28 protein-coding genes, 1 tRNA gene and 1 pseudogene are annotated in these 26,477 nt (G+C 49.8%); 3 read left to right on the forward strand and 27 right to left on the reverse strand.

Annotation, left to right across the window (positions count from 1 at the left end):
- The first annotated feature begins 5 nt into the window (after positions 1-5).
- The 3 genes from acs (at position 6) to JQN73_RS02940 (ending at position 3,778) form a co-directional block, all read left to right on the forward strand.
- Complete coding sequence (gene acs, locus JQN73_RS02930; RefSeq protein ID WP_205321682.1) at positions 6-1,988, forward strand: acetate--CoA ligase; 1,983 nt, start codon at positions 6-8, stop codon at positions 1,986-1,988.
- A gap of 271 nt (positions 1,989-2,259) precedes the next feature.
- Positions 2,260-2,350, forward strand: a tRNA-Ser gene (locus tag JQN73_RS02935).
- A 165-nt stretch (positions 2,351-2,515) separates the two neighbouring features.
- Positions 2,516-3,778 (forward strand): integrase arm-type DNA-binding domain-containing protein, encoded by a 1,263-nt coding sequence (locus JQN73_RS02940; RefSeq protein ID WP_205321683.1) that lies wholly within the window; start codon positions 2,516-2,518, stop codon positions 3,776-3,778.
- A gap of 182 nt (positions 3,779-3,960) precedes the next feature.
- Here the strand turns inward: JQN73_RS02940 and JQN73_RS02945 are convergent, their stop codons facing one another.
- The 27 genes and pseudogenes from JQN73_RS02945 to JQN73_RS03075 all read right to left on the reverse strand — a co-directional run bounded on the left by JQN73_RS02945 (position 3,961) and on the right by JQN73_RS03075 (position 26,403).
- The gene (locus tag JQN73_RS02945) at positions 3,961-4,881 is read right to left on the reverse strand and encodes a hypothetical protein (RefSeq protein WP_205321684.1); all 921 of its coding nucleotides are present in this window, start codon (positions 4,879-4,881) and stop codon (positions 3,961-3,963) included.
- The gene (locus JQN73_RS02950; protein ID WP_205321685.1) at positions 4,874-5,326 is read right to left on the reverse strand and encodes a hypothetical protein; all 453 of its coding nucleotides are present in this window, start codon (positions 5,324-5,326) and stop codon (positions 4,874-4,876) included. Before JQN73_RS02950 ends, JQN73_RS02945 begins: the two co-directional genes overlap by 8 nt.
- A 121-nt stretch (positions 5,327-5,447) precedes the next feature.
- Positions 5,448-5,639, reverse strand: a pseudogene (locus JQN73_RS22725) (DUF3761 domain-containing protein); the annotation flags it as partial.
- Between the two features lie 433 nt (positions 5,640-6,072).
- On the reverse strand, positions 6,073-6,426 hold the full coding sequence (locus tag JQN73_RS02960) for a Rap1a/Tai family immunity protein (RefSeq protein WP_205321686.1): 354 nt from the start codon (positions 6,424-6,426) through the stop codon (positions 6,073-6,075).
- A 734-nt stretch (positions 6,427-7,160) separates the two neighbouring features.
- A complete protein-coding gene (locus JQN73_RS02965; RefSeq protein WP_205321687.1) occupies positions 7,161-7,385 on the reverse strand; it encodes a hypothetical protein in 225 nt (74 codons plus the stop codon).
- A gap of 768 nt (positions 7,386-8,153) precedes the next feature.
- Positions 8,154-9,059, reverse strand: coding sequence for a hypothetical protein (locus tag JQN73_RS02970; RefSeq protein WP_205321688.1), 906 nt, complete (start codon positions 9,057-9,059; stop codon positions 8,154-8,156).
- 1,030 nt (positions 9,060-10,089) lie between these two features.
- Positions 10,090-10,536 (reverse strand): hypothetical protein, encoded by a 447-nt coding sequence (locus JQN73_RS02975; protein WP_205321689.1) that lies wholly within the window; start codon positions 10,534-10,536, stop codon positions 10,090-10,092.
- 111 nt (positions 10,537-10,647) lie between these two features.
- Positions 10,648-12,927, reverse strand: a complete 2,280-nt coding sequence (locus JQN73_RS02980) for a hypothetical protein (RefSeq protein ID WP_205321690.1) — start codon at positions 12,925-12,927, stop codon at positions 10,648-10,650.
- The gene (locus JQN73_RS02985) at positions 12,927-14,771 is read right to left on the reverse strand and encodes a lytic transglycosylase domain-containing protein (protein WP_205321691.1); all 1,845 of its coding nucleotides are present in this window, start codon (positions 14,769-14,771) and stop codon (positions 12,927-12,929) included. The genes JQN73_RS02980 and JQN73_RS02985 overlap by 1 nt, the downstream gene beginning before the upstream one ends.
- A gap of 105 nt (positions 14,772-14,876) precedes the next feature.
- On the reverse strand, positions 14,877-15,323 hold the full coding sequence (locus tag JQN73_RS02990; protein ID WP_205321692.1) for a hypothetical protein: 447 nt from the start codon (positions 15,321-15,323) through the stop codon (positions 14,877-14,879).
- Between the two features lie 3 nt (positions 15,324-15,326).
- Positions 15,327-15,545: a helix-turn-helix domain-containing protein gene (locus JQN73_RS02995; RefSeq protein WP_205321693.1), complete on the reverse strand. Its 219-nt coding sequence runs from the start codon at positions 15,543-15,545 to the stop codon at positions 15,327-15,329.
- Positions 15,546-15,645: 100 nt separating this feature from the next.
- Entirely contained in the window at positions 15,646-15,921 is a 276-nt protein-coding gene (locus JQN73_RS03000) for a hypothetical protein (protein WP_205321694.1), read from the reverse strand.
- Positions 15,921-16,244 (reverse strand): hypothetical protein, encoded by a 324-nt coding sequence (locus JQN73_RS03005; protein ID WP_205321695.1) that lies wholly within the window; start codon positions 16,242-16,244, stop codon positions 15,921-15,923. The genes JQN73_RS03000 and JQN73_RS03005 overlap by 1 nt, the downstream gene beginning before the upstream one ends.
- 204 nt (positions 16,245-16,448) lie before the next feature.
- The gene (locus JQN73_RS03010; protein WP_205321696.1) at positions 16,449-16,826 is read right to left on the reverse strand and encodes a DUF1376 domain-containing protein; all 378 of its coding nucleotides are present in this window, start codon (positions 16,824-16,826) and stop codon (positions 16,449-16,451) included.
- Positions 16,826-17,773 (reverse strand): PriCT-2 domain-containing protein, encoded by a 948-nt coding sequence (locus tag JQN73_RS03015; protein ID WP_205321697.1) that lies wholly within the window; start codon positions 17,771-17,773, stop codon positions 16,826-16,828. Before JQN73_RS03015 ends, JQN73_RS03010 begins: the two co-directional genes overlap by 1 nt.
- A complete protein-coding gene (locus JQN73_RS03020; RefSeq protein WP_205321698.1) occupies positions 17,770-19,275 on the reverse strand; it encodes a DEAD/DEAH box helicase in 1,506 nt (501 codons plus the stop codon). The genes JQN73_RS03015 and JQN73_RS03020 overlap by 4 nt, the downstream gene beginning before the upstream one ends.
- Complete coding sequence (locus tag JQN73_RS03025; protein ID WP_205321699.1) at positions 19,272-20,186, reverse strand: hypothetical protein; 915 nt, start codon at positions 20,184-20,186, stop codon at positions 19,272-19,274. Before JQN73_RS03025 ends, JQN73_RS03020 begins: the two co-directional genes overlap by 4 nt.
- Entirely contained in the window at positions 20,183-20,515 is a 333-nt protein-coding gene (locus JQN73_RS03030) for a helix-turn-helix domain-containing protein (RefSeq protein WP_205321700.1), read from the reverse strand. The genes JQN73_RS03025 and JQN73_RS03030 overlap by 4 nt, the downstream gene beginning before the upstream one ends.
- Positions 20,515-20,706 carry an AlpA family transcriptional regulator gene (locus tag JQN73_RS03035; protein WP_205321701.1) on the reverse strand — a complete coding sequence of 64 codons (192 nt, stop codon included), beginning with the start codon at positions 20,704-20,706 and terminating at the stop codon, positions 20,515-20,517. Before JQN73_RS03035 ends, JQN73_RS03030 begins: the two co-directional genes overlap by 1 nt.
- Before the next feature lie 200 nt (positions 20,707-20,906).
- Positions 20,907-22,037 carry a hypothetical protein gene (locus tag JQN73_RS03040; protein ID WP_205321702.1) on the reverse strand — a complete coding sequence of 377 codons (1,131 nt, stop codon included), beginning with the start codon at positions 22,035-22,037 and terminating at the stop codon, positions 20,907-20,909.
- 681 nt (positions 22,038-22,718) lie between these two features.
- Entirely contained in the window at positions 22,719-23,615 is an 897-nt protein-coding gene (locus tag JQN73_RS03045) for a hypothetical protein (protein WP_205321703.1), read from the reverse strand.
- Between the two features lie 601 nt (positions 23,616-24,216).
- Positions 24,217-24,714, reverse strand: a complete 498-nt coding sequence (locus tag JQN73_RS03050) for a hypothetical protein (protein ID WP_205321704.1) — start codon at positions 24,712-24,714, stop codon at positions 24,217-24,219.
- Between the two features lie 289 nt (positions 24,715-25,003).
- Entirely contained in the window at positions 25,004-25,180 is a 177-nt protein-coding gene (locus tag JQN73_RS03055) for a hypothetical protein (RefSeq protein WP_205321705.1), read from the reverse strand.
- Complete coding sequence (locus JQN73_RS03060) at positions 25,180-25,506, reverse strand: hypothetical protein (RefSeq protein WP_205321706.1); 327 nt, start codon at positions 25,504-25,506, stop codon at positions 25,180-25,182. The genes JQN73_RS03055 and JQN73_RS03060 overlap by 1 nt, the downstream gene beginning before the upstream one ends.
- Complete coding sequence (locus JQN73_RS03065) at positions 25,506-25,826, reverse strand: hypothetical protein (RefSeq protein ID WP_205321707.1); 321 nt, start codon at positions 25,824-25,826, stop codon at positions 25,506-25,508. Before JQN73_RS03065 ends, JQN73_RS03060 begins: the two co-directional genes overlap by 1 nt.
- Positions 25,826-26,023, reverse strand: a complete 198-nt coding sequence (locus JQN73_RS03070) for a hypothetical protein (protein WP_205321708.1) — start codon at positions 26,021-26,023, stop codon at positions 25,826-25,828. Before JQN73_RS03070 ends, JQN73_RS03065 begins: the two co-directional genes overlap by 1 nt.
- Positions 26,020-26,403, reverse strand: coding sequence for a hypothetical protein (locus JQN73_RS03075; RefSeq protein WP_205321709.1), 384 nt, complete (start codon positions 26,401-26,403; stop codon positions 26,020-26,022). The genes JQN73_RS03070 and JQN73_RS03075 overlap by 4 nt, the downstream gene beginning before the upstream one ends.
- Positions 26,404-26,477: the final 74 nt, after the last annotated feature.

Raw genomic sequence — 26,477 nt, forward strand, 5'->3', positions numbered from 1 at the left:
ATGTAATGGCTAATATCGAAACTTTATCCCACGAAACTCGCATTTTTCCGCCACCGGCAGGATTTGCCGAGACCGCCGCGATTTCGGGCATGGACGCCTACAACGCACTATGCGACGAAGCAGCTTCCGACTACGACGGATTTTGGGGCCGACTCGCCCGTGAAAATTTGACCTGGCACAAACCGTTTACAACGGTGTTGGATGAAACCAACGCTCCGTTCTATAAATGGTTTGAAGACGGTCTGCTCAACGTTTCGTATAATTGCCTCGACGTTCACCTCAAAAATGGTAATGCCGACAAAGTCGCGATCGTTTTTGAGAACGACGGCGCCGATGTTACCAAAGTCACCTATCAACAGCTCTACGAAAAAGTTTGCAAGTTTGCCAACGGCCTCAAATCATTAGGCATCAAAAAAGGTGACCGCGTTGTCATCTACATGCCGATGTCGGTGGAAGGCGTCGTTGCCATGCAAGCTTGCGCACGAATCGGTGCTACGCACTCAGTCGTGTTTGGTGGCTTTTCTGCAAAATCATTACAAGAACGCATTATCGATGCCGGCGCAGTAGCCGTCATCACCTCTGACGAACAAGTGCGCGGCGGCAAGCGCCTGCCATTGAAAGCCATCGTCGACGAAGCGCTGGCCCTCGGCGGTTGCGAATGCATCAAAAACGTCATCGTCTATCAACGCACTGGCGGCGACGTCAAATTCACCCCCGGCTTCGATCTCTGGATGCATAAATTGGTCGCAGATCAACCAGAAGATTGCGAGCCGGAATGGGTCAGCGCAGAACATCCACTGTTCATCCTATATACGTCCGGTTCAACTGGCACCCCAAAGGGCGTTCAGCATTCGTCAGGCGGCTACCTGTTGTGGGCGGCATTGACCATGAAATGGACTTTCGACATCAAACCCAATGATGTCTATTGGTGCACCGCCGATATCGGCTGGATCACAGGCCACACCTATATCGCATACGGTCCAACTGCGGTGGGCGCCACGCAGATCATATTTGAAGGCATTCCGACATATCCGAATGCGGGTCGCTTCTGGGACATGATCCAACGCCACAAAGCCACCATTTTTTATACAGCACCAACAGCGATTCGCTCGCTGATAAAAGCCGCGGATGCCGATGAAAAGATCCATCCGTCCCAATACGACTTATCTTCGCTGCGCTTGCTAGGCTCCGTCGGTGAACCGATCAATCCAGAAGCCTGGATGTGGTATCACAAACATATCGGCGCCGAACGTTGCCCAATCGTAGACACGTTTTGGCAAACCGAAACCGGTGGCCACATGATCACTCCGTTACCAGGCGCCACACCATTGGTGCCAGGATCGTGCACGCTGCCGCTGCCAGGCATCCAAGCAGCGATTGTCGATGAGACAGGGCACGATTTGCCAAACGGCCAAGGCGGCATTCTCGTGGTAAAACGGCCATGGCCCGCCATGATCCGGAACATCTGGAACAACCCGGAACGTTTCAAAAGCACGTATTTCCCGCCAGAGTTCGGCGGCACTTTATACCTTGCTGGCGATGGCGCAGTCCGCAACAAAGATACCGGCTATTTCACTATCACAGGCCGTATCGATGACGTGCTCAACGTATCCGGTCATCGCATGGGCACCATGGAAATCGAATCGGCGCTGGTCGCCAACCCAATGGTGGCCGAGGCCGCGGTGGTTGGAAGACCGGATGAGACCACCGGCGAAGCCATTTGCGCCTTCGTCGTGCTCAAACGCAGCCGCCCAACCGGCGACGAAGCCAAACAAATTGCCAAAGAACTGCGTGACTGGGTCGCCAAAGAAATCGGACCAATCGCCAAACCGAAAGAAATCCGATTCGGTGACAACTTACCAAAAACCCGCTCCGGCAAGATCATGCGTCGCTTGCTACGCATACTCGCCAAGGGTGAAGAAATCACGCAAGACATCTCAACTCTCGAAAATCCAGGCATTCTGGATCAATTGAAAGAGGCGCAATAAGTCATTTCGGAGAGGTCTGGTCCAGAATGACTGATAGCCGAGTTTGCAAGGCGAATGCAGTTTTCGCCTTGTTAAAGTTGGCGTTCCGAGACAATGCTTAGAAATACACGTATAAATCCCGGTAGGAATGCGACGTGCAGTGAGCTAAACCATCGAATCATCATTCTTTAATATCGAAACTAGCCCATAACCGAAAATATTGTTATAATCTGCGGCTTCGCGAAACACGGCTTTAGTAAATTCAAGCTAGTCAGCGGATAGTAGCAAAACAGGAGAGATGGATGAGTGGTTTAAGTCGCACGCCTGGAAAGCGTGTGTAGGTTCATAGCCTACCGGGGGTTCGAATCCCCCTTTCTCCGCCAGAACAGTGTCTTAAGATGTCCAAAGTAGTCCAGAAACCCGCCTCCGCCATAGTGCAGACGCGGGTTTTTTGTCGCTTACGGTCCAACGTTGTCCATTTACATCCACGTTTTTTGCATCCATACTTGAGCACATGGATGCACTATAAAAACAGACATGGATGCAAGATGCCTAAATTAGCTACCCCGCTCACTGATATTCAAGTCAGAACCGCCAAACCAAAGGATAAGTCCTACACCTTGGCAGACGGCGGCGGCATGTACTTAGAAGTTACCCCGTCTGGATCTAAGATATGGCGCATGGCTTACCGGCAACCTAATGGTAAAAACACCAGACTCACGTTTGGCGCATATCCAACGGTGACACTTGTGGCGGCCAGAAAGAAACGTGACGAGGCCAGAGCACTTAAGGAAGCGGGGACCGACCCGGCGCAAGCACGTCGAATCGACAAGATAACCAAGGGGACCGCGAGCGCAAATACATTTGAAGCAATAGCACGCGAATGGCACGCAAACAAGTCCGATACCTGGAAAGAGCGAACAGCCGACAATATTTTGCATCGGCTGGAAGTAGACGTTTTCCCATTAATTGGTAAACAACCCATCGCTGGTATCAAAGCTCCGATCATGTTGGATGTATTGCGGCAGATCGAAAAGCGAGGCGCGTTGGAGATGGCAAAGCGGCAAGGACAAGTGTGTGGCCAGATTTTCCGCTATGCAATTGCGACAGGTGTGGCCGATAACGATCCATTACCCAGCTTAAAGGGCGCTCTTAAGCAGACGATGAACGGGCACCATGCCGCGATCACGCCAGATGAACTACCGGCATTTATCCGCGCCTTTGAAAAGATCGAAGGCCACATGTTCATTGGGACAAGGGTTATGTTCCGATTAATGATGATGACCTTTGTAAGAACCAGCGAACTGATCGAAACGCCTTGGTCTGAAATTGATTTAGAAAACGAAGAATGGGTAATTGACTGGCACCGAATGAAGCAAGGAAAAAAGAAGGTTAATCCGCGTAAAGTAGATCACCATGTATTTCTTCCTGCCCAAGGCTGGCTGCTATTGCGAGAACTTCACCAATACACCGGTGGCGGCAAGCATCTTTTTCCTAATCAACGTGATCCAACGAAGCCAACAAGCAACGGTGCAATTCTCGCAGCACTCAAACGCATGGATTACGCCGGTAAGCATACCGGCCACGGCTTTAGATCGCTTGCCATGGGGGTGATTAAAGAACGTCTGGGCTATAGGCATGAGGTAGTAGACCGTCAGCTATCACATGCTTCAGGGGATGCATACGGTGAGGCCTATGACCGCGCAATGTTTCTTGATGAGCGCAAAATTATGATGCAGAGGTATGCTGATTATCTTGAAACTGTGGCAGGCGGAAAGGTCATTCCGGGGAAGTTTGGGCGGACGGCGTAATGTTTGGGTGCTTTCGTTGTGTCGTCGCAGCATAACGGCGGCATAAGAGCAACACTTCCTCGGCAGATCCCGGTCACGCTTATCAGAATTTCCAGAAAACACGTGGCTATTGCCATTCTAATCAGTTCGGATAACGGAAAAATAGACGTTAAAAAGCCTGCAAGGGGCAGGCTAGGTAAAATTTACATCCGTTCTAATAGGAAGTGTTTGAAGACGTAACTTTTACTGAGGCTATCGAAATAGCGATTGGTTTCGACCTTCAAATTGACTGCTTGATGAAGATGTAGATCAAGTACCATTGAGGTCTGTTGGAGCGCAAAGCGTATTTTTACTTTTCCTTCATTTGTGCGGAGCTCTAATCGTCCAACATCATGAATGCCGGAAATTTCTCCCGTAAGATTTTCTACATAGGACTCTGGCTCAGTAATAGTTTCCAGCAAGCTCTTAACGCGAAGAATTTCGTCGGTACTTCCGTCCCAGGAGTATTTATTGCCTGGCGAGTCCCAGTGCCACTCAGCAGCCATTCCATGTGCCTGCATGGTTGCTAGCATTTCATCTAACTTACGAGCTGACTTTAAGCCAACCGCATCTACTGCATCGTAAAAATCTTCGCTTTTAACAGTCAATAGTTTGAATATTTGGAGAAGGGTTTGCTGAAGGAGTGACTGCCCAGTTAGGTCAGGGTGTACGTTCCCGGTTATATATAGCTTAGTGGACCCGTAGGCAAGGGCTCCCAGCCGAAGGTCAAGCAGAGCGCTGATACTTTTATCTACTTTGTGTCGTGCCACTTTACCAAAATGAAGTCTGTGGGCAGCATGCTTAAATGTGGCCGATAACGGCCCTGCCAATTTGGCGAGAGTATCTAGGCGAATAGTTCCATCTGATACCTCTTCACCAAAAAGCCTTACTTCAAACAGCTCCTGGAGCTGCTCAGCTTGGGCCAAATTACATTCATGCTTAGCATCGGAAACATATACCTCATACGCCTCAGCAAAAAACTGAGCGCCAACATCATCGGGATTTTGACGCAGCAACTCTCTCTGACTTTCGGCGGCAGCCTGGAAGCCGGTCAGTCGTTCAGTGTAGAAAGTTAGGTTATCCATATTGGACGCTCACAAAGCCTTTAGCAGTGATGGAATCATGGCAAAATCCAAAGACTCCTCGCCAGTACATGCGCCGATTAGGGTCATCGGCAGATTCGATAAAAAAGTCCGTAAGGTAACGGAGTTTCGTTGAGTCGCGGTCACGCAAAGTTTTCAAATAATCTCGTTCTTTCGCGCTCATTGCGCTCAAAACACTTTGTCGGATAAACACAGATGCGTCAACATCATCCGGACCAACTTTTGTTGTCAAAATAGACCCATTAATATACCACTCACATCTTGGTACTATCGCCGTAACAGTATCATGAAGCAGGCGAAAGCGCCTCCAAACTTCTTGTCGACGAATGTCCGCTGAAAATGGTTTGACCGCAATGCCTTCAACTTGTTGCATTGTTTGTTCATGGATGCCCGGCGAATACAATGACGGGAAATCGATTTTTCGCAATATATGCTCCCTGATGCGTTCTAATTTTTATGATTTTGTGTGTACCTAACGAGACACGCAGGCTATTCTTGCAAGTACAATCCCGGTGCCGTTTCGCCATGGTAAATATCGGTTATCTGAGCTACATAGTCACAACATGATGTCCTGAGCACGTTCCGCTATGGGTGTTTACTAAAACTGTAACTGCCATCTCTGCATTGAGCGCTGGCATTGGGCGGGCTTTGCCGGACTTACTTTTTGACGGCGAGTGTACGATCTGACCATTCTTGTTGGTGTAGTGTTGGCGTGATGTCAATTCGGACTCATTTGGCTCTACGCTTTGCGTGTAGGCATCAGGGGTGACTGCTTAGCCTGGGCCGAGGCATGAAAACACATCGCGGCGATAAGCAACAGCTGGACGAAGAATGTTCTCATTTGATGGGCCAGAAATTTTGGTAGGTACCGCCCTATCATCCCAATAAAAGTTGCCATTAATCCTACGAATACCTATATTTCCCGACATTGCAAGCTATGCGGTGCCACCGGCAGATAAGCTAATTTTGACCATGCTAGCCGCCGTCGCTGAAAATGGAACGTAATCTATTGGTTGGCGGCGGGTTTGGATATAGTGCAAATTTTGAGCTATTAACTACACCGATGTTATGAGACTGACCGAGCAAACAATCCACAAGTAATCATTTCGGCCGCCACCTCGGAGATGAGGGGGTCGCGTAACATTGCGTTAAGGTGCCTGCAGTATTGCTGCGTCACCTCCGCTTCGGACATGGGAATGCACCTTTTAGCGCCTCCATAACGAGATTACTTCCCTTCTCACCCCACCGCGCCGGTCTTGCGGCTATATAATTCTTCGTGATTGCCAAAAGCTGGGCTACGCTCGCTTTATTAAGACTGCAAAACGCATAGCCGTCGAGGGAATCATTAATTCCTGCTATGTACCCCAGTAGCAATATGCGCCTCTGGTCATCATTTTGTTGCCCTCTATTTTGCACAACACGATCATCAGATTCAACCCATTCCATGATGTTACTTCCTGTAAAAAAACCTGCGTTCGCCTGTCCAAATACCCCGATCATTGCCGCGATCGCCAACATCTTTTTCATTGCCCACTTCCTCCGATCTTAATATATCCCCAAATATCATCCGACGTTATTTTTTAATATTATTTTCAAACATTTTTATTCATCCTCTTTGCAAAACGCTAATGAGTGATGGGGCACTTAATCTGGAGCTGCACACTTTTGGTTCAATAAAAAATTCGCCGTGCGAGACTCGGGAAGATACCTCCCTTTCCTTAATTTTAAGCTGAAGCTTGACCATATCTCACACGATCTATTTCTCTCAATAGGCTCATTCAGCGTGAAATCAAAGAACTTATCGCCCCTCTGATACATAAATGACCCATCGTTTATATCGGAATTGTCAGGCTCGGAAACGACTATATATTTAACCGTGAGACCGAGGCGATTCAAGGCATAGCCCAAACTTTCGTCGCCGACAGGAATTGAGCCAATGAGATCGTAGATACCCTTTGTTGATTTTATTTCCCTAAAATTTTTACTGGCTATTGCCTGCGTGCTGAGCGCCAAGAGGGCCGCAACCATCGCTACTCTCTTCATTCCTATAAATCTCCGCGCAAATACTACATATTTTTATTTTATAATTTGAGACGCTTCTGGTCATGCTAAGACTGCAATCGCTTAGCCCTGTACGTACACATCTACGGCTGAGGCTGATGCAGCAACGAACGCAAGTAATACGAGTGCTATTTTCATTTTTTATACTCTCCCTGTGCGGCATAGGAGCGTGCCGCAGCGCTTAATCCCCCCCGCTATCGCTACTTCGCCTTATCAATATCCTGCTGGGCCTTTTCCATGGCTGAGCGCATTTCTTCCTGCGCTCCACTGATTCGACTCGACGTTTGCATAATACCGACGAGGCCTATGGCGCCAAAGACTACTGCCAATATTCCAGCCGCCTTTTGCTTTTTATTGAAAGCCAAAAGGCCCAGCACCAGAGCGGCTGGCGAAAAGAAAACCGACGCAAAATACGGCCCAGCCATAGCAGTGATTCCGCAAACGACAGCACACACGCTTAGTACCGATAACTTCTGTTTACTGGAGGCCGCTCCCGAATCTGTCGGAGCGCCGCACCCTGGACATGCCGAGGCCGAGGTACTGATTTCTTTATTGCATTCACTACAAGCTATTAAAGCCATTTTTTTTCTTCCTTCGGCAAAGTAGCGTGCCCTGCACTTTATGATCTTGAAAAAGCCTTAGGCAATAGATATATCAAGCAGGCCATTGCCCCAAAAAGAATTGCCCTGTTATTATTTTTAGTACCTGTGCGATCTGCCCTGATCAGAAGCAAGTAGGCCAGCGGCCAAAAAATAAAAAGTCCAAAAAATCGCCATCTAGATACGCGAGAGGCAATCACAAACGACCATATATACGCGCAAGTAAGTGCAACAACTCCCGCAATACCAATTCCATTTACTATCCCTGCCATCTTATTTTCCTTGCGGCGGTCGTGCCCCGAATTACCACCTGGCATACGGCTGTTGGCGTTGACTTTTTTGGAAGCCAGTCATCAATTTCACTTAGTCGGCAATCGACCCATTCGATAGATTGCTTCTGAGCCTTAAGATCAGCCTCCAGCCAAGCGACCCGAAGTGTGAGTCTATGACTTCTCCCGACCGGATGGCAATCACATAATACGAACCAATGAAACTTTAATTGCTACCTGCGAGCTAGACAAATACCTCATAATTGGGCGCTACCTAAACAATTTCCTCCTCACTTCTGACGATCACTATTCCGATAGTCGCCGACTATTTCGCTAGATACTCTGCCATTCCTGCCATATCTCGCTCCTGCTTCTTTTGCAAATCAATTTGAGATTTAATCGCGATCTGCCCAGATTTATTTACTTCTGCCTCAGTCTTTTCAAGCTTCCCAAGCAAGGACTGTAATTCGGCCTGCTGCTCTTGAGTGGCGAACAACAGTTGGCCGTTTCTAACGGTGAGAGTAGCCCCCTGTGCCTGGCCCCAATTCAATACAACTTCAATTGCATCCGCTAACAGAGTTTGCTTTTTACTAAGGTCCGCATAAATCGGCGCAATCGAATCACGAGCCGAAATCATGCCGACCAAGGCAGTCTTGCTCGCCTGACTTTCCGGCACCCCCTTAAAATAACGCTCAATTTCTACAAAGGCGTTCGCTATCAGCGCTTGCCTTTCGATCAACAGCGAGCGGAATTGATCAAGCGATGCGCGGGCTGCTGCCTGACCAACTTTAGACGTCATATGCTCAGGCGAGAGAATCTTCGCCAAATCCACTTGTCGGAACCTTTGAGAGAATTCCGCGAATTGGGAGACTTTTTGTTGGCGCATTATCATTACTTGCCGTATGAGCCGTTTCCCGGCGTTTTCTTCACGAATCTCGATGGCAATATGGGTGAGCGACAGAATGCATAACAGCAAACCGACTGTAATACGGCCATTCGCCTTGCCAATCGGACCAAACCTCGAAACCAGCAGCCAAGCTAGCAAAGCTAGCATCGCGAAAGGGCATATAGTCTGTCCGATGCTCTCACCTACTTGAGCCGCGCTCATCTTGCCGAATATGCAGGCAATGAATGGAAATACTAAGGATGTAGCGATCAGCGCCCATGCGGCTATATTTTTACCTCTAGCGCTCCGCTCCACATAGGCGCTCGTAGTCAGAACGGCAGCCATGAACTCTCCATGTTGTTTTTCATTACTACTCCATTTGCATTCCATAGTCTGAACACCGCATTAACCAATAGTTAATATTTTATAAAATACACCATATGTTACCAATAAACAATAAAGTAATATTTCATTAGTGGCACGCGTGACAAATAGCGAAATGACAAATGTCTTTTCCGTGGAACTAGCACCGGAAACATCGGGTTTGGAAACAATTTATTGCGCCACTGAACATCCCTAGCCTTCACTGAAGGATGGGATTAAACCAAAGTACCACCCCTTCACAGACAGAGGCCCTTAAAGAGGCTCTGTCTTCTGCGCGATTAGTTCGCACTTAACCTTGCGCGTTGAGGGTGCGAACCTCGCTGCGAACCAATGACATGCGAACCTGTAATTCGGACGTGCTACCGTGGATTTTGACGGACTACGTCATTCGTTAGTTTGTTCGTCAAACCCGCGGATCGTTAGGTTTTTATCTCTGCATGGGCTATAGATTTGACGCACTGCGTCGTGCGTCAGTTTGTGCGTCAAATCTTGCCATCCTCGATTACCAGACATCGAACATCCTTTTCTTTAGATCAGTCCGCACCTCGCCTTGCGCGTTGGGGGTGCGGACTTGGGCGCGGACTAACGCCCGATGGAGAAGCTATTTTCTAATTACGGGATTTCCGCTCTAACCAAGGGCGCGCGGAAATCCGGCTTCAGGTGCGCAGTTAAGGCGTAGTTATTCGGCTTAACGTTCGGCTTTATTATTTAAAAATGACGCCCTTTATTCATCCTGAATTTACCGTTTTCCCCTATGAAGAAAGTTAAATTCATCTGGTTAGGATCGTTCGGCATATTCGGCGTTTCGCTGCGAAGTTAGTGCGTAGTCAGTGCGCAGTTAAGTGCGCGGAAACTAACCCTGTTTTTTGCACTAACCTCGGCACTAACCTTGGTGACACTAACTATCCATTGAACCGTTTTAACGTCGCTTTCCGCGTTCACTTTGCTGTTCACTATGAAAGCATTCACTTTCACTTGCAGCCAAAATGCTCTATGCCGAGCGGATGGCCCGCCGAAGCATCATAAAATTAATGATTGGCGGGATTATAAAAATCGTCATAGAGATGAGCGCGAAATACTGCCCGGTTGCCAATATCATCCCGCAGGGCGCCAATCCGATCAGACCAATCAGCGCATTCGTAACCAGAAGCGGCTTCCTTGATGCTGTTCTTATGCCCAGTGGAATGTATACCGGCATTCCCATAAGGCTGACCCCGTCTCGGGATAGCGCCATAGCTGTCATGGCAGGAATGCATATGCCCACAATGGCAGTCAGGAAATAAACCATCAGAGTCGATGGCGTAACGACTCGCGCCCTTATTAGCATTGGAACAAAGGCGCAGGCTAGGAAGCCAGCGATCACCCAATTCATCGCCCGAGTTTTATTGAAGGTCGGAAATTCTTTTTGCTTAATTGCCGGCGACTCTGAATGTTCCATATAAATTCCTCGACCAAGGTTAGGCGGATACCAATTGCTAGATTTTAAGCAACATAATTGCCAGTCTGGCTATATGTGGCGAAAAATACAAGCAATAGTATTCGCGATGCCTTACTGAGATGCTTTATTTGCTGCGGCAATCGCCGCTGCTACAGTGGGCGCTCCCAGTATCCCCGCTGATTCCGTTCCGATATTGGCTGCACTCCTTGCTAATTTTGCATGCTCAGACAGTGGGTTGGAGCCTTGCATAGCTGGCACTACATTTGCTGCCGCCCTTAATTTTGCATAGGGCACACCAGCCGCAACGAGGGCGCTTATAGGCTTTTTGATCGAATCTGCCACATGCGCTGATTGGGCTTTTGCATCATTCAGCGCATCGATGACAGTCTGCCTTTTGTTTTGGGCTAATACCTCTCGCTGCATCGCCCTTATAACTTCTGCTGAAGCCCGATGCGGCGCTAAATTATCGCTGATCCGACCTTGCAGCGCGGTCGCCTCTCCTTTTGCTTTGAAATAGTCAAAAGGTACTTTAGAAATTTTCCCAATGAATGGGATAGCGCCTACGGCATCTCTTTTTGCTGATTCGAGGGCTTCTTGCTTTACAGTATCAGCCAGATTTAACGATGTATCGCTGCCATTGACACGCCCAGGTGACTGCTTAGCATTCTGCGCATTCTTTAGTGTATTTTGCAATTCAGACACAGCCTTGGGTCCAAGTAGCGAATTTAGCTTATCGACACCAATTGCCTTAATCGCCTTACCGAAATTGTTTGGCGAGAAAGTAGCGACATCCCGCTCATTGAAAGCAGTGTTCTCGGTGGCTTTATTCAATAGCCAGTCAACCGTCTGACTTTGAAGCGCCCGATAGGCTTGCATCGATTGCGGGGACGCTACAGGGTCGGCAGATAACAGGGAATTAGTCACATCTTGCAGTTGCGCCAATGAGCTATTAACAACCGTTTTATTGAAAACATTCTCAGTCGCCGTGCGGTAGTCTGTGCGGCTTCCGGGATTTTTCTCAATCAGTCGCGCAATCGCATCACGGTCCTCGAACTCCATTCCATGAGCAAGTCTGGCTTGACGCGCATCACGGTAAAGATCGCCACCTACGCCTTCGGTCATATCGTTTATAGTGCCTTTAATATCGCGCATGAATGAAGCGGATGATGCATCAGTCTGCGATAATTTATTGGCTGATTTATAGAGATTTTCCAGATCACTGATGGTGACAACGCCGCCATTTTCATCCCGCAAATAATCTAACTTGCTTGATATTGCCTTCAGAGCTGGAACGGCGATTGCCTCAGACTTATTGTCCGAAAGATATTTATCTAGTGGAGTTGTATCGACAACTGCCTGCGTTTCATCTGAATTTTTGGCAAGATCATAAAGGTCACCAACATTCTTGAGGCTGCGCTGTGCATTCTCATCCAGGGTGTTTGCAACTAATGCACCAGTTTCGCGCTCATTTTGCGTTATCGATTGCCCATCTTGAAGATTGTCGACATCAGCAACAGATTTTATAAATGCATCGTTGTTATCAAGTTCGCGGGTGCGAATATCTGCGCCCGGCGTCGTTTTCCCGGTCTGGTCTTCAAAGCGGAATTCAGACGGATCACGCGTCACTTGTGCTAATGTCGCATTACCGCCCTGATTCTTCATATTCTGAAGACGTGTTGCTTCCTCTGGCGTCAGATCGCGGAGTGGCGAGAAGTCAGTACCTGGTATCGGTGCCTGACCTACGGAACCTGCATCTGCCGTAGCCGCTGTCGCATCGGCAGCTTTTGCAGCGATTCCCGCATCTTGTGCGCCCATTGCGCCGAGACGGGACTCTGCAATGCCACGTAATGCCGCGCCGGAACTTGCCGCGCCTCTCGATAGCATTTCAAGCTCCGGCAGTGGAACGCCGATAATACCGCTGTCATTAAGGGCGTCACTCACACCCTGAGTGATCTTCTTTCCGGCATCAGTTCTTGGCTCATAAGTCCATTTCTGCCCGATGTCGGCAGCAGTATTTTCCGCTGCCCTCGCCCCTTCAGGCGATCCGTAACTCCCATCCAGAACGCTTTTCCCTATCCCAAAAGCGGTGCCGGCTATCGCGCCAGCAGTGCCGGAGGCAATTGAGCCAACCGCCTCCAGTATGCCTGCCGCGTTGCTTAATGCCGCGTTGCCGGATGAGGGCGCAGAAGGTGCGGAAGATGTGGAGGTATTGCTGGCGGGGTGATTCGCTAAGCCCTCATAACCCGGAATCTGGTCGCTGGAATTAATCGCTGCGTGCGACTGCGCTATCTGTGATTGAATTGCAGATATGACTTCGGATTGTGTCGCTCCAGCGGGGCCATCAATGGAATAATCCTTTCCATCTGGCCCGGTCATTGTGTAAGTAGGCATTAGTTAGCAATCCGTAGGTTAGACCATGCAGAGGCAGTATTACTCGTTGATTGACTTGGTGATTGCGTACCCAATGTTTGTTTGGCGAAATCGGTGAATGTCATTGATGGATTAGCATCCTGAGCATTCTTAAAGTTCGTCAGATCAGCATGGGTATAGGGAACCGCTGCTTTTACCTTGTCTAGCACGCCCTGAATAAACTGCTTCTGTTGCGGCGGAACTGATGGATCTTCCAGCTTCGGGTCAAGTGCCGCCTCAGTGATTTGGCGAACCTCCGCCAATTTTCGAAGCGCGTTGTAACCATTGTCACCCGGCACAAAGGATAGCTTATCGATAGACGATACGAGCCCGGTGGTGGTCGCCAATCCGCTTGTTTCCAGCGTGCCCAGATTCCGCGCCACACCAGTCCACATCGTGTTGTACGTTTTTACCTGGTCAGAGTTAAGTTCATTTTTCAGCCCGGCAAGACCGGAGCTAAGAAGCCCGTTACTCGTCGGCTTACCCGATCCAAGAAAGCCCGTATTTGTCTCTACAGGGAGTGCCGTGATGTTACTTAGTGCTGAGGCAATTTCATTCCCTGACGCAATGATCCTGCCGTTGTAGACGGTAGATCGACCGCCTGCCGGTCCAGCAATTCCAGTCTCCTTGTTGATCCGCTGGCGCAATGCTTCGTTGTAATCGGCTGATCCTTCCGGATAAAGTTGTTTAAGCTCCTTGGTGAACTGAGTATCAGTCGTATTTTGCGCCGATAGAACTGCCAACTGGCGAGCGTTGCGCCCATCCTCCATCATCTGCGCCCGAGCCTCTGTTTGCGTCGCAAGAAGAGCAGCAGCGTCCTGCTTGCCGGTATTGGAAATAACTACCTTCCCGGTATTAGGGTCAACCAACATCGCACCATCTGCGACGGACATAAATTTATCTCCGAGCGCCGCCTTTGCCGCTACATATGCAGGTAAATCACTAGTTTTCATCGATGAAAGCGCCGCACTAATCGCCTCGCTCTGCGTCATATTCCGAGTTTGCCCTGTAGCCGCATCGGAAGCCGATGGGCTTGAGCCTCCCAACTGAATCTGATTTCCTTGCTGCGAGTCGTCATTCGATGCCAGTTGCGTTGGCGCGGAATCTGTTGGCCCCATGCGGCCCATTACATCTCCTACGTAGCTAGACACGCTCTTACCGTTGCCATCAGATGGGTTATTAATCCATGGCGTTTTCGCATCATCCGCAAGATTCATATTGCCCGGACCAGAAAAATATCCCGCTGCAATTTTGGCTGGGTCATCGCCCGATTGGACGCCTAAGCCTTTTACGATGCGCGCCATAACGGCGAGATTATCCGCCTGATTGCTGATGCTTTCGCCGTTCTTTGCATACTGCGCAAATGTGGCGGGCATGATCTGTCCGACTCCAATCGCGCCATCTGTACTCGTAGCCGCATTCTTTCCATTGTTTGATTCCTGCCCCAATAATGCGCTCATGGCTTTCGCTTGCATCGGCGACAGCCCCTCCTTCGCTGCGACGGAATCAACTAATGGATTTCCTGTCTGGTTTGAAGTGGGCGCAGTAATTGCCGGGGCTATTGCTGGCGCGGCTGCGGCTGTCGCTGCGGCACCTGGCGTAACCGGCACCTGGGCCCCCAGATTATCTTGCACGGCCTTAGTAAATCGATTCAGCGGCGCGTCTTTCTGACTTTGCAGATTGTCGGAAATTGTCTTATCTTTCTCCACCTCTAACGCAGCGCGTTCCTTATCCATATCCGACGCATTCATCTGGGTAATATTTTGATTCTCCGATTGCACGCCAGCATCGCCCGCCGCTGCCATTGCTGAAAGTATGATGCCCATTATTGGCCCATCCGTTTAATGATTGCTAAGTAAATAAAAGTCATTTATGTATCTTTCTAAATATTAAATATGCGCAATAAATATGAGTGATTGGCACGTCCGCCATTAGTGCAAATAGGGGGGCCGATGGTATAAATTGGCCGTCTTGTTTTTCTGTTTTAATGACGAGAGGCCAGGCGACTGGTGCGCAATTTGCTCAAGCAATGTGGTCGTGATATTGATCGTCCCGGTTTTTTCGAGAAAATCCAACCATTCACAAACAAGCAACTGCGACACATATAACATTACGACAACCGGCAATGTATCTCCGCTCTCCTCGCGAAGGCTTTCGACGATTTGTACTACACCCTCGTAGATCATTTTTATTGGATCGCCATAATGCCGATCATGTAATTCGATCATTGAGATACGGGGGCTGTACATGACAGTAAAGCCTTCAATGAGCAAATTTTGCACCTGGTCACACCACTGATCCGGCACTTGCGCCCCAACCTTGCGGGTAAAATCCGCTAAGATCGCCGGGCTATTTTGGGATATATTAAAAAATTCCATATGTTAAGAAACTACCGGTTCTTTGCTGTGTGCAATAAGCTGAGATACGTCCTTGGGGTCGAATCGCAATAAGCGACCTAGCCGAATACTTGGCAATGGAAGCTTATGAATTGTTGACGCATTAACGTCCAGCAGCGCCGCTACCTCACCGATTCTCATCAATCCACCCGATTCCATTTTTTGCTGGGCTGCTTGTCTTGAAGTGCCTGATTGCTCTTGCATTTTTGCTCCTCTCGAATCAAATTTCTGTTACTTAAGTTTACGCACTAATCCCTATGTTTACCAGGGTGAAGCGCCATGTTTTGTGCCAACCTGACGCGTTTTACGGCACAGTTTGCAACGCCATATCGATCGCCCGATATGCCGACCTCCTAGATAGGCCGTACTCAGCCATCAAGCGCGCCCGGATGGTCGATCGTGAGATCCGCGCATCTAACATTCGCCGTGCATATGCGACCCGGTCTATGCGCGCCATCCCGGCCACGCCGTGTTCCATCGCGACATCCAAAACAATCTGCGTCACCTGAAGGCGCATAGTTTCATCGGCATCGATCGCGTTGATGCGCGTGAGAATTTCATTCAGTACAGAGGCGCGCATCAGTAATGAACAGCCGGGTTTGCAATGTCGGTGGGCGACTCGTTCATTTCGATTTCAATGAGCCGTCCCTCGATCACCATATCCGCGTCTTCGACCATATCAAGATGTCCCCTGTGTTCTTTGCAACCTTTAGCGAGGACACGCAGGGCAGTCTGTTCAACGCGCCGGGCTTGCGTCAACTCCAGCGCTTTCTCAATTTGAAGACCTGCATTCCAAAATCCCTCTAACTCGTCGGCGCGGCGTTTCTGAGCGCCAATCAGGAGCCGGTGGGTTCGGGCGGTATGCCAGCGAAGGGTTGCGGCAACTATTTCACGATCATTCATCCTGGCTTCCAATCGTTAGCGGAAAATTGAACCTGATGGCGCACACGACGGCTATTTCTACGGCAAAGATTATCGGTTTTGACCTGTGTTCTTGAATTTGCTCCATTGGGACGCCTTTTGATGTTGAACTTATAACTACCGTTAGGTAAGTTAGGTGAAGGTGAAGGTGCATCACTTCGTTAAAGCTTCGCTATGCGTTAGCCATCAGTTCGCCATACCTTCGTCATGCGTTTGCCATCTGGCAGCCGCCCCTTTTATGCCGGAAACGGTCTTTGCTTCAGTGTTCTTTATTGCCTTTTCCAACTCCTCCCGCAGTCGGTTATTGATCCAGTATTCGGGAGTAACGTGGAAAAATCTCTTCAAAACAGATTCGTTCGCCCTCCACTTCACCGGATTTAATCTACAAATGGCCTGCAACTGCTCTGGTTCGTTGGGTAAGCGGGCCTCAGACTTCCACGCGGCCATCAGCAGCAGCAAATACGCGCCATGCTGCTCGGTGTTCAGGTGCATGGTGTCGGACAGATAATCCGACACATAAAGCGGCATCCAGATGTCGGCTTTTTTCTTCTTTGCGGCAGCCATTATTTATTCCTCATACGTACATCAATGATTAACTTGCACAACTTCATCAATCCGGCGCGCTGGTGGAGATCGTTTGCATCTTCGCCAATGACATCGCTCATGCAGTACGGCAGACCGGCTTTCTTTGCTGCCTTCTCGCCGGCGCCTGACACATCGTTATCAGCGACGACGAAGGCAGGGCTCTGAATCATTGGTCCGACGTGCGCCATATTGGAATCACTGAAACAAACCAGCACAGAGGCGTTTAAACGCAGCCTGTGCAGCGCCATTTCAATCGATAGACCCGTGGCATAGCCTTCGCACAGAAACGTCTCTGCGGCGCTCCTGTTACCAAGGCGCAGCACTGAACCTTTGGCACGCATACCAAAAGCCATCTTCTTTTCCCACTGGCGCTCTTCCGGCAGCCATTCGATTGACTGCATACCCTGCAATTGATTGGTTTCCAGATTGCGCATCGGGACGATCAGGACGTGATCGGCAACCAGACCGACAGCCGCAGGCAAACCCTTAGCGTTCAGGTAGTAGTGTGTTTCCAGCTGGCACAGATCAATCAGATTTTGTGACGCTTCGGCGGCGGCACGGTAACCCCGTTGCTTGCGGGCGTCTTCCTCGACTGTCGCTGCATCGCGCATAGCACGGGCACGCTGCTTTTCTGCTTCCTCCTGAGCGGTAAGTGGTCCGCGTGGCTGATCGTTGTCGCGCCAGCCATTCGCCGCTGCCTCGTGAAACAGGGTGCCGATACCGATTTTTCCGGAGGTACCGATACTGCGCCACACAGCACGTGCTGATTTCTCGCTGTAAGACTCGGCGCCCTGGCTCCATGCGTCCCAGGCGTCAAACCCATCTTCGGCAAACTCGGCCTTGACCGCCATCCCCATTTTTACCCAGAGGTCCCGATCGTGCGGCGGGACGAACGACAGCGCGCCAGCTGCTTTATGTAGGCTCATCGTGCCGCCCGGTATGCGATGCTGTTCGCTTTGGCTTTGTTCATCACGGCGCGGCTGATCGGCACATTGGGCACCGCGTCGAAGTCGGGCATATTGCGCGGAAATACACCAGTGATGGATTTGTACAGGTGGGCTGCACGTCCCTTTGCGCTTGCCTGGTTACCTTGTCCCCGGCACAGGGTTACGGATTGCTCCCAAACGGTCAGCTTGTCGCCCACCGTCGCCTTACCAACTTTGAACTCGACCATCTCGCCCGCCTCGTGTTCAATCAGATTGGGTTTGATCTTTTCAAAGCCGCAGGACACACAGCGTTTGCGAAATGGCACGTACTGACATTGCGGGCAGTTGGCCGGGTGATCAATTTCTTCCTCATCATCCTTGCGGATCGTCTTGTCGAGTTTTTCGCCCATGTCGAGCGAATCAAGGCCATCGTGATAAATGGCTTCGTAGTCTTCAGAAAACCGGACGATATTGCCGCTGAAATCCAGAAGCAGCAAATCGGTTTTACCGGTTTCGGGTGATGCGCGTAGGCCACGACCCCACATCTGGATCGCCGTCGACAGGGATTTACGCAGCGGGCGGACGTCACAGACGCATGAGACGTCTTTCTGATCGAAACCTTTTGCAAGAGCCTCGACGGAAACCAGCACGCGTAATGTGGAATCGGGAGATTTGAAGTCCTCAAGAATTTCCTTGCGTTCGGACTCGGTAGTATCAGCGGTGAATGCTGCCGCCATGATCCCGTTGTCGTTGAATTCGCGCACCAGTCCCTCAACGTGCGCAATGGTCGAGCCGAACACGATAGTTTTGCGGCCCTCAGCGTGCCTGGTCCATTCCTTGACGACATCGCCCACTATGTCCATACCGCGCTCCTCGGCAGCCTTGTCAGTCCATTCGCCTCCGGCGGTGGCCGCACCCTTCATGTTGACCTTGGTACAGGAAAGAACGCGCATGGGTACCAGCACGCCCGACTCGGTAAGCTCGCGCATGGTGGTGGCATTGACCAGATTGGAAAACAGTTTTCCCAGGCCGTTACTGAATGGCGTGGCTGACAAGCCGATGACGGCGGCGCGGCACGTCGGGATATGCTCAGTCCATGCCTTCAACTGGGTATGTGCTTCGTCAATGATGATCAAGTCAGCGTCCGGCCAGTCCCGGCGCGCCAAGGTCTGGGCGCTGGCAATCTGGAATGGCAGGCTGGCGTTAAAGCGCCAATGATCGGACATCATTACACCGTGGGAGATCAACCCCAAGGAGTCGGCCACTTCTGACGTCTGGTTAATGAGCGTGCGGCGGTCAGCCACGAAGATGACTCGCTTGCTGCGGAGAAGAGCCTCCTGAATCAGGAACATAGCCAGGATAGTTTTGCCACTCCCGGTCGGGCTCATGACCATCTGGCTGCGATGACCACCAGAAAACCCGGCGCGCAACTTTTCGCGGGCAGCGGTTTGGAATAGGCGCGGTTCCGGAAACTTGGCGCTGGCATAATTGGGCGCATTCATTTTGCACCCCGCAGTTTTTCCAGTTCTTTTTCGGCCTTGATGGCCCGGTTCATCCAGTGCGTTACCTGCTTTGTCAGAGCAACCACCTTACCCTGCTGGCCGTTATATTGCGTTTCAGCACAATCAGCGATGGCCTTTTGACGCTTCACTTCGCCCATCGATGCCTTGACGCGATCATCAGAGTCGAACGCGCGGCCCATCATTTCGTTATCGGCCATGGTGCTTTTGAGATGATCCGCAACCTCCGCCAGTTGCTCGCGCAGGGCTTCGAGTTCGCTGATAGGTATGATGCATTCAGCATCTTGCTCGGCGTCAGGGATAACTGGATCTGGTGCTGCTTCGGGGTCGGACTCCGGTACCGGCGAATCATCGGTCGGCTGTACCTTGCCGATATTGGCGGTGTTTTGCTCGTAAACTGTGCCGTTGCGTTCCACGGTGCGAATGGCCGGCGCTGGCCCATCTTCGGAAATCCGAAGATGGGCGCGATGGCGGGTCACTGTTTTGTCGCTGACGTTACAAGCTTTGGCGATGCCGTTATCGCTCCAAGACGACCATTCCGGGTCGTTCAGCAAGGTCATTACCGCACGGCGCTTATCATCGTTGGTGCGACGCAGGCCGTGAGAGGCGTTGGCACCGACCGAATACAGCACGGCATCGCGGCATGTGCCTTCACGCACTTCGGCCATGATTTCCATGGCGCCAGCTGCTTTATGCGCAAAGTAACGGTGAAAGCCATCGGCCAGCCAGTAATTTGCACCGTCGTAAAATGTGATTACCGGTGGCAGGTCGATTCCACTGCGGATCGCTTCCGTGTATTCGGCAATGATTGACTCATTAAGAGCGGCGCGGGATTGAGTGCCGCCGTTAATGCAAACTGCGTTCAGTGGGATAGTGTAGATGTCGTGGATCATGCCGACACCTCATTCAGCGAATACAACGCGACGCCGCTATGCGTGTAACCGTCGCTATCAACGGCGTTAACGGTCGTTTTGGTGATGGGCCAACCTTGCTTTTTTAGCTCCCATATGCGCGCGGCACACTGGGCTATCCCATGAGCGCGGAGATTGTAGGTGGTCTGGTCTGCGGCCTTCAGTAATGCTACGGCACGGGTGCGCTGATCTGCAGCGGCGGTAGATTTACTGGAAATCACCTTATAATTAGGCAGTTGTTTTTTTGGGGTCGCTTTTCCTTTGCCGGGGGCGACCTTTTTTGTTTTGGGCTTCCGTGGTACCCGGCTCATTACGCGCCGCCCTGATTGATAAGGGCGCGAATGTCTTCAACTTTCCAGGCGGTGACACGCTCGGACAATTTAATTCCCATAGGGAACTTACCCGATTTAATGCCGGCCCACCAAGTAGATTTAGAAACGGGATAAACGTGAAGAACAGCTGGCAAGCGGACGTAACCAGTATTAGGAAGGGGCTCAAACATTTAATTACCTCATCAATTAAACCGCAGTGGACTTCATTGAGTCCGGTGCGTACGGTTTAACTATGATTCGGCAATTTTTTCATTTCCAATCTTTGGAAATATTATAAGTCTTTGAATCAATTGAATATTTTTATATTCTGATGTTCGGCAGCTGAGTTTTCCATTTCCTTGCCGAAGTTGCCGAACCTGCCGAATCGTAATTAATCATCCGGCGGCGTCCAATAGCGCAAAACATGCCGGGCGATATACTCGCGATCCGGATAATTTCCACCATTGGTTTTTACTTCATTTTCCGGTAATTTGCACCAATCCGCCACGTCACCTCTAATACTGTTTTTGGTAGGGTTGCACCCATTTTTTTTATGAAATCGCCAAATTTTCGTAGCGCCTTCCTGTGCTCTCATTATCCAATTTGATGTCGTAATCGTACTAGAGGTGTTTTCGATAGCTGGAATGCTGTTTGCAGTTATAACCAGCCCCGCCTGATTTGCAGCGATAGGATCGGGAAATCGAAATATCATTCGCGACTCATTATGCGCAAGCCATTCGTTCAAATCGTCCCAATATGCTTCCTCGTAATCTTTCCGAATATGCTTATTTAGAACATACGAATAATGATCCGTTTTCCCAGGCGCGTACGTCCGTAATACTCCAGTCTTGGCAGCATCAACTAGTTTGCTTAGCATCTGCATTGGATCTGCCTGTCCTCCGTTGCCTAATGCATTAGTGGCTTCTTGGAGTGTGTAGCGACCTGCGGCTATTTTTTCTTCTTCTTGCTTCTCAATTAGCTTCGTCTCTGGGAATTCAGGGCCATGTAAGAAAAAACTAGGTGCCAACCATCGGCGCGCGTCTTCTACTGAAATAATTGTGTCAGATTCGAGCTTGGTAGCAGGCGCAAGATATTGAGTATGAGCCACCAATACACCATTTTTAATGGCATCGTCGATTAGATTAAAATGACTTGTCCTGACATTAATCCTTTCGTAGTGCGCATCTCCGACAGGGTCGGTAAATCGTACCTGTAAGTTCCATGTTGGCTTGTTCGGTGCATTATCGAAAGCGTCTGCATAACTGCCCCACTCAGCTTTTCCGATAACATTTTTTGATATTTTTGGCAGGTCGGACAATATTGTATTAAGCAAACTCCATTCTTCATCTGTAAGGTCACATTCGCTCCATTGGTTATCAGCCAGAGGAATATGCTTTTTGATCCCGCACAAGGTTGATGGCGTATCTGGTATCGGCACCAGCCCATTAGCTATCCAATCCGCCATATCCACGGCTAATACGGTTGTGGACTCAATTGGAATATTGATTATATGTTGCTGCATATACGTCCCTTCGACGCCCCTAAAGTGGAAGTCATGCCAACGCGGCAAGGGTATCCGCGCTTTCGGCTGGCCGGCCTAGGCATGACTAAACTGGTATTGCGATTGGTGCAAAATTCTATACTTTGATTATAGGCTGCAAAGGGCACAAAGCCCGGACTTAGAAGTTACGAGTAGATTTGTAAATGTGGGCAGCGTCTACATTTGAAAGTCTTAATACCCGCGTTCCGGGCATTTACTCCCGGCCTTGACGAACAAATATTCGTCGGACTACCGGCGGTTAAATCGCGTTTCTACCGCGACTTCACCTGCATGCCCGCAACTCGGGTATGTAGAAAGCCAGATACGGCAAAATGCCGCATCAACAATTAATTACAAGTACACCGCCGGTGTACTTCGGTTCACGGAAAGGGCTGCGTTTGTAACGTTGCTGCTAGCGGCTTCTACATGTCCGGTGAGCGGACATTAAGTCCGCCTAAATGTGGACGCAGCCAGTATTTGTAAATGTGTATTCTCCGCACATTTATCATCTACCTACGGATGCAGCCCACATCTATAAATCTTAATGCGGGGAAATCACGTATTTATACATGCGGACATTCCACGCATATAGTTTCTAATTACGGAAAATCTGCTACTTCAGAAACAGGAAATTTTGGTATCGAAACCCCCTGTTTCATCCTGCTAGCCAATCAGGTTTGAAAGTATGTCATTGGTTTCGGTATCATCCATATGACCCGAGTCCGATAAGTAGCGGAACACGGCAATCGCCTCATCCTTTGTTTTGGCCCGAATGTGGGCTAGGCGACGGAATGTAAACCTTTCTCGCTCAGTTGATTCAACGGCCGGATCGCCAACACCATCAACAGCTGCTCGCATCTTGTACAAGCGATCCCAGTACGCCAGCTCATATAAGCAATCGCTCAATGTATGCGGCATCAGATCGGTGCGTGCTGTAAATCTCTTATCTACCTCGGCCTGGTCAAACTTCCAGCCCCTCTCACGCTCTAGGCCCTCAAGCGCCTCAATGCAAAGCTGCTCGACCGGCGTGCTTGCAAATAGGTCCTCGCCAAAGCGAGCGCTGGCCTCCTGCTGATTGCTCAGTTTTACGATAGACCGTTTTGCCAGCCCCTCAAGATCGGAAAAACCGAATGATGCGAACGTTGCCGCAAATGACCCAGGGTGCATAGCAGTCAAATGCGCTGTGTAGCGCTTCTCCAGTTCGGCAAGCGGTGTTTTGATGCGACTAGCACCAAGCATAGCCTTTTCGATCAATGCAGCCTGGCCGGTGCTGATGACTGAGCGCAACCAAAGAAGTGCATCCACCTCCTTATCACCGGTAACGTCTTTCTGAGGCGGCAATTCCGGTACGGTCAGATCGGTACTGGTGCTTTCTCTGATAGCCGGCAGAGTGAACAACTCTCGGTGCTTCGGGTTATCGCGAAACTCTCCGGATCGGGAGCATATCGTTTTCACGGTCCCCAGCGGTAGCGCGGTCATTTCAGCTACCTTGCTTAACGAATGGGTGCGGCGCAGGTCGAGAACTTGACGGCGTAATTGGTCGGGTAATTGGATTGCCATTAGGTATTGTGGTGAAACAGGGGGTTTCATCATGTCACACGTGAAACCCCCTGTTTCAATCTTTCTTTATTGGTTGATCGGGTTTGAGCCTTAAGTCCTCGTCACTCAGCAACGTGCGCTTTCCTTTATTTGTGGTTTTGATGATCGAGCGCTTAGTCGCGTTTGTAACTCGGATAAGAGCGCCGGGTAAAACGAAGTCCGATTTGAAATCCGACTTATCTCAAATCTTAGCGGGACCACTCCGATTCCAAATCCGACCAAGATTGCGTTGACCGCTAAGTGCCACCGAATACTAAAAGCCTGTGATCGATGACCGGGGTATATCCAAAACTGGATACACCTCGGCGATCATTCGGATTTGAAATCCAGAAGGTGGATCAAGCCAACGAGGTACCGGAAACAGCTCCGAATTTTTGGTCGTCGTTTGGGCCGCGCGCACTTCTTTACCCCTTTTTCCCCCATAGATTCAAGGACAAACCATACAGAGGAAAAACACTACAGATGGCAACCTCTAGAACATGTTCAGTTTCTGAAGTGATTAAAGAATAGGCACTCTCCTATGTGTAGTTGTTCAGAAACTGAAGTGATGAACCTGAAACTTTCAGCTCATCGCTTCAGAAACTGAACAAGCAGAGGCCTGTTTTGGAGCTAATCGCTTCAGATTCTGAACTACAGAAGTTAATTTTATCGGAGCCGATTTATTGGTCGCCTGAATCAGATTGATAAAGTTCAAGTACGGAAATTTAGCCGGATCTATATCCATTTCTCTATCGTAATCAAGTCTCCACCAAGTGAAGCCGACCCACTCCGCAGTGCTTGGTGGATGACCCTTGCGAGTCATCACCACAAACAGGCACTCCAATAACGCGCTCTTGGCGTCCAATAGCGTTTTACTGGATTTCCATCCACATTGCTTCATGACCGTTATCGATGGACACAACCGACCATTATTCTTGCCGGTGTACTGGCTCATCAGATCAATAGCAAGTTTTATCGCACTCGGTGGCAGGGTTTGCCATTCAGATGACTGGATAATGTCCTTGGGCAGCGATACAAACCCATACGGGATAGATCCCTTGGCGTAATCACGCTTTGCCATTAGAGGACCAAACAGAGAGGCGCAGCATATTTAAGTATGTAATCCATTTCGTCCTGATACCTCTTCTCTGATCGCTGGGTTAACTCCAGAATCATCACTCTGACTTTGTATGGATTTTTGCGGAACGACTTGAGCATTTCTTTTTCCTGACCCGTCAAAGCCAACTCGGAATTTCTTTTTCTTTTCACTAGGTCAATGCTAGATAGAAAGGGGCTGGCTATTGATGCTACTGCGACCGGCTTAGTCATCGGACGTTCACTTGTAGCCGTTTTCTTTGTGATAGTGGGCATTATTTAACCCCTTTGTTGTGGTTAGCAATCAAGGCTAAACAAGCTTCCATCTCGCGTTTACTCTCAGTGGCCATGCGCGTACATAGCCTGATAATAAATTCTTTTTGGTCGTATTCCATTCCTCTAAACTGGCGCACGAGATCCGCTTCCACCCTCACGACTTTGATAGAAAGCATTATTTGCCCTCCTTGCCAGCGACATCATTGAACGCTTCAATGCGCTCGGCGGCAATTTCTCCCAGCATCTGCGACGATACAAGTGCAAGTCTCAGTAAGCGCTCCGTATCCATGAGGTTGAGCGCTGGTGCCGTGCCGTTATCTCTGTTCATATGGCTCATATGTGCAACATCAATGCAGGTTTGAATACCTTGGCAAACATCCATCGTTAAGGCGCAAAAGTCCGCATGTTCATCATATTTAACCTGAGGATGTATCCATGAAAATGACTTGTGAGTAGCCGCTGGCCTTGGTGCCGGTGCTTTCTGGTAGATAGTCGTGGTCATTATTTCCGCTCCTTCAGAAAACGATCGTTCTCGAACTCGATTTCGTCAGATGCTTTTTCTGCGAGTAACGACGCGGACGTAATCGCCATTCTTAGCAGACTCGCCCGGTCGTTATCGTTGAACATTGGCTTTTCGTAGTGTTCATGCGCCGCTAACCCGGCCTCTATTATTTCGAGAATGGTTGCTATCCCTTTTCCTATATCCAGTGCAGCGGCCTGCAATGAATGATGGTGCTTCCATTCGCCGTATTGCCATTGGAAAGCCTTAAACGGTTCGGGTATGGCTTTGACTGGTGCGGGGGTGATGGTATTTTTAGCCATTACATTGACTCCCCAGCAATGCCATACGCCACATTAGCCAGCTCAGAGAGCAGATAAGCTGCGTCGCTGATTACCGCGTGCTGGCTCTCAGAGGAACCGGCGATTAGTTCACTGACGGCAGATATTCCAGCCAACAAGGTCAGAAGTTTGGCGCCATCAGCGAAGTGGTCTTTGAGTGAATTAGTGGTGGCGCTCATGCCGCACCACCGACCAGCGCATTCAGCTTGTCCTGCATGGCTTCGCGCTCGCAATCGATCGTATTTTCCATGTCGAACGCCACACGAACACCGACTCGCGCTAACTTTTGTATCGCGTTAAGTCTCTTGAGCAGTTCCCCACCGGCCATGCCATCGGTATGAGCCAGTGCTTCAAGAGCAACCATAATGGGAGTGATGTTGTTACTGATGCTGCAGTAGCCGACCTCCGCTACCCAGACTGCGTCTCTGGCTCCCTCCAGGGCGGTTGACCGCTGTAGCTTTGCAGATGTCGCTATTTGCTCTGATTCAGCTGTGTGTTGCTTTGCGCTAGCCGATGGTTTTTGATGTACTTCATTTGCAGTGCTATTATTAGTAACCATTTGAACAAACCTCTATTTTGTGAATTTGGTAGGCCTGCGAGGGTGCTAGTAACACTCTCGCTTGCCGCTTTTAC

Origin of the sequence: Glaciimonas sp. PAMC28666, assembly GCF_016917355.1 — a bacterium.
GTDB lineage: Bacteria > Pseudomonadota > Gammaproteobacteria > Burkholderiales > Burkholderiaceae_D > Glaciimonas.

What these genes read in the sequence shown, in the direction of transcription:
- acs (WP_205321682.1), top strand. Translation starts at nt 6, where the DNA reads ATGGCTAATATCGAAACTTTATCCCACGAAACTCGCATTTTTCCGCCA.
- JQN73_RS02940 (WP_205321683.1), top strand. Translation starts at nt 2,516, where the DNA reads ATGCCTAAATTAGCTACCCCGCTCACTGATATTCAAGTCAGAACCGCC.
- JQN73_RS02945 (WP_205321684.1), bottom strand. Translation starts at nt 4,881, where the DNA reads ATGGATAACCTAACTTTCTACACTGAACGACTGACCGGCTTCCAGGCT.
- JQN73_RS02960 (WP_205321686.1), bottom strand. Translation starts at nt 6,426, where the DNA reads ATGAAAAAGATGTTGGCGATCGCGGCAATGATCGGGGTATTTGGACAG.
- JQN73_RS02965 (WP_205321687.1), bottom strand. Translation starts at nt 7,385, where the DNA reads ATGGCTGGGCCGTATTTTGCGTCGGTTTTCTTTTCGCCAGCCGCTCTG.
- JQN73_RS02970 (WP_205321688.1), bottom strand. Translation starts at nt 9,059, where the DNA reads ATGGCTGCCGTTCTGACTACGAGCGCCTATGTGGAGCGGAGCGCTAGA.
- JQN73_RS02975 (WP_205321689.1), bottom strand. Translation starts at nt 10,536, where the DNA reads ATGGAACATTCAGAGTCGCCGGCAATTAAGCAAAAAGAATTTCCGACC.
- JQN73_RS02980 (WP_205321690.1), bottom strand. Translation starts at nt 12,927, where the DNA reads ATGCCTACTTACACAATGACCGGGCCAGATGGAAAGGATTATTCCATT.
- JQN73_RS02985 (WP_205321691.1), bottom strand. Translation starts at nt 14,771, where the DNA reads ATGGGCATCATACTTTCAGCAATGGCAGCGGCGGGCGATGCTGGCGTG.
- JQN73_RS02990 (WP_205321692.1), bottom strand. Translation starts at nt 15,323, where the DNA reads ATGGAATTTTTTAATATATCCCAAAATAGCCCGGCGATCTTAGCGGAT.
- JQN73_RS02995 (WP_205321693.1), bottom strand. Translation starts at nt 15,545, where the DNA reads ATGCAAGAGCAATCAGGCACTTCAAGACAAGCAGCCCAGCAAAAAATG.
- JQN73_RS03000 (WP_205321694.1), bottom strand. Translation starts at nt 15,921, where the DNA reads ATGCGCGCCTCTGTACTGAATGAAATTCTCACGCGCATCAACGCGATC.
- JQN73_RS03005 (WP_205321695.1), bottom strand. Translation starts at nt 16,244, where the DNA reads ATGAATGATCGTGAAATAGTTGCCGCAACCCTTCGCTGGCATACCGCC.
- JQN73_RS03010 (WP_205321696.1), bottom strand. Translation starts at nt 16,826, where the DNA reads ATGGCTGCCGCAAAGAAGAAAAAAGCCGACATCTGGATGCCGCTTTAT.
- JQN73_RS03015 (WP_205321697.1), bottom strand. Translation starts at nt 17,773, where the DNA reads ATGAGCCTACATAAAGCAGCTGGCGCGCTGTCGTTCGTCCCGCCGCAC.
- JQN73_RS03020 (WP_205321698.1), bottom strand. Translation starts at nt 19,275, where the DNA reads ATGAATGCGCCCAATTATGCCAGCGCCAAGTTTCCGGAACCGCGCCTA.
- JQN73_RS03025 (WP_205321699.1), bottom strand. Translation starts at nt 20,186, where the DNA reads ATGATCCACGACATCTACACTATCCCACTGAACGCAGTTTGCATTAAC.
- JQN73_RS03030 (WP_205321700.1), bottom strand. Translation starts at nt 20,515, where the DNA reads ATGAGCCGGGTACCACGGAAGCCCAAAACAAAAAAGGTCGCCCCCGGC.
- JQN73_RS03035 (WP_205321701.1), bottom strand. Translation starts at nt 20,706, where the DNA reads ATGTTTGAGCCCCTTCCTAATACTGGTTACGTCCGCTTGCCAGCTGTT.
- JQN73_RS03040 (WP_205321702.1), bottom strand. Translation starts at nt 22,037, where the DNA reads ATGCAGCAACATATAATCAATATTCCAATTGAGTCCACAACCGTATTA.
- JQN73_RS03045 (WP_205321703.1), bottom strand. Translation starts at nt 23,615, where the DNA reads ATGGCAATCCAATTACCCGACCAATTACGCCGTCAAGTTCTCGACCTG.
- JQN73_RS03050 (WP_205321704.1), bottom strand. Translation starts at nt 24,714, where the DNA reads ATGGCAAAGCGTGATTACGCCAAGGGATCTATCCCGTATGGGTTTGTA.
- JQN73_RS03055 (WP_205321705.1), bottom strand. Translation starts at nt 25,180, where the DNA reads ATGCTTTCTATCAAAGTCGTGAGGGTGGAAGCGGATCTCGTGCGCCAG.
- JQN73_RS03060 (WP_205321706.1), bottom strand. Translation starts at nt 25,506, where the DNA reads ATGACCACGACTATCTACCAGAAAGCACCGGCACCAAGGCCAGCGGCT.
- JQN73_RS03065 (WP_205321707.1), bottom strand. Translation starts at nt 25,826, where the DNA reads ATGGCTAAAAATACCATCACCCCCGCACCAGTCAAAGCCATACCCGAA.
- JQN73_RS03070 (WP_205321708.1), bottom strand. Translation starts at nt 26,023, where the DNA reads ATGAGCGCCACCACTAATTCACTCAAAGACCACTTCGCTGATGGCGCC.
- JQN73_RS03075 (WP_205321709.1), bottom strand. Translation starts at nt 26,403, where the DNA reads ATGGTTACTAATAATAGCACTGCAAATGAAGTACATCAAAAACCATCG.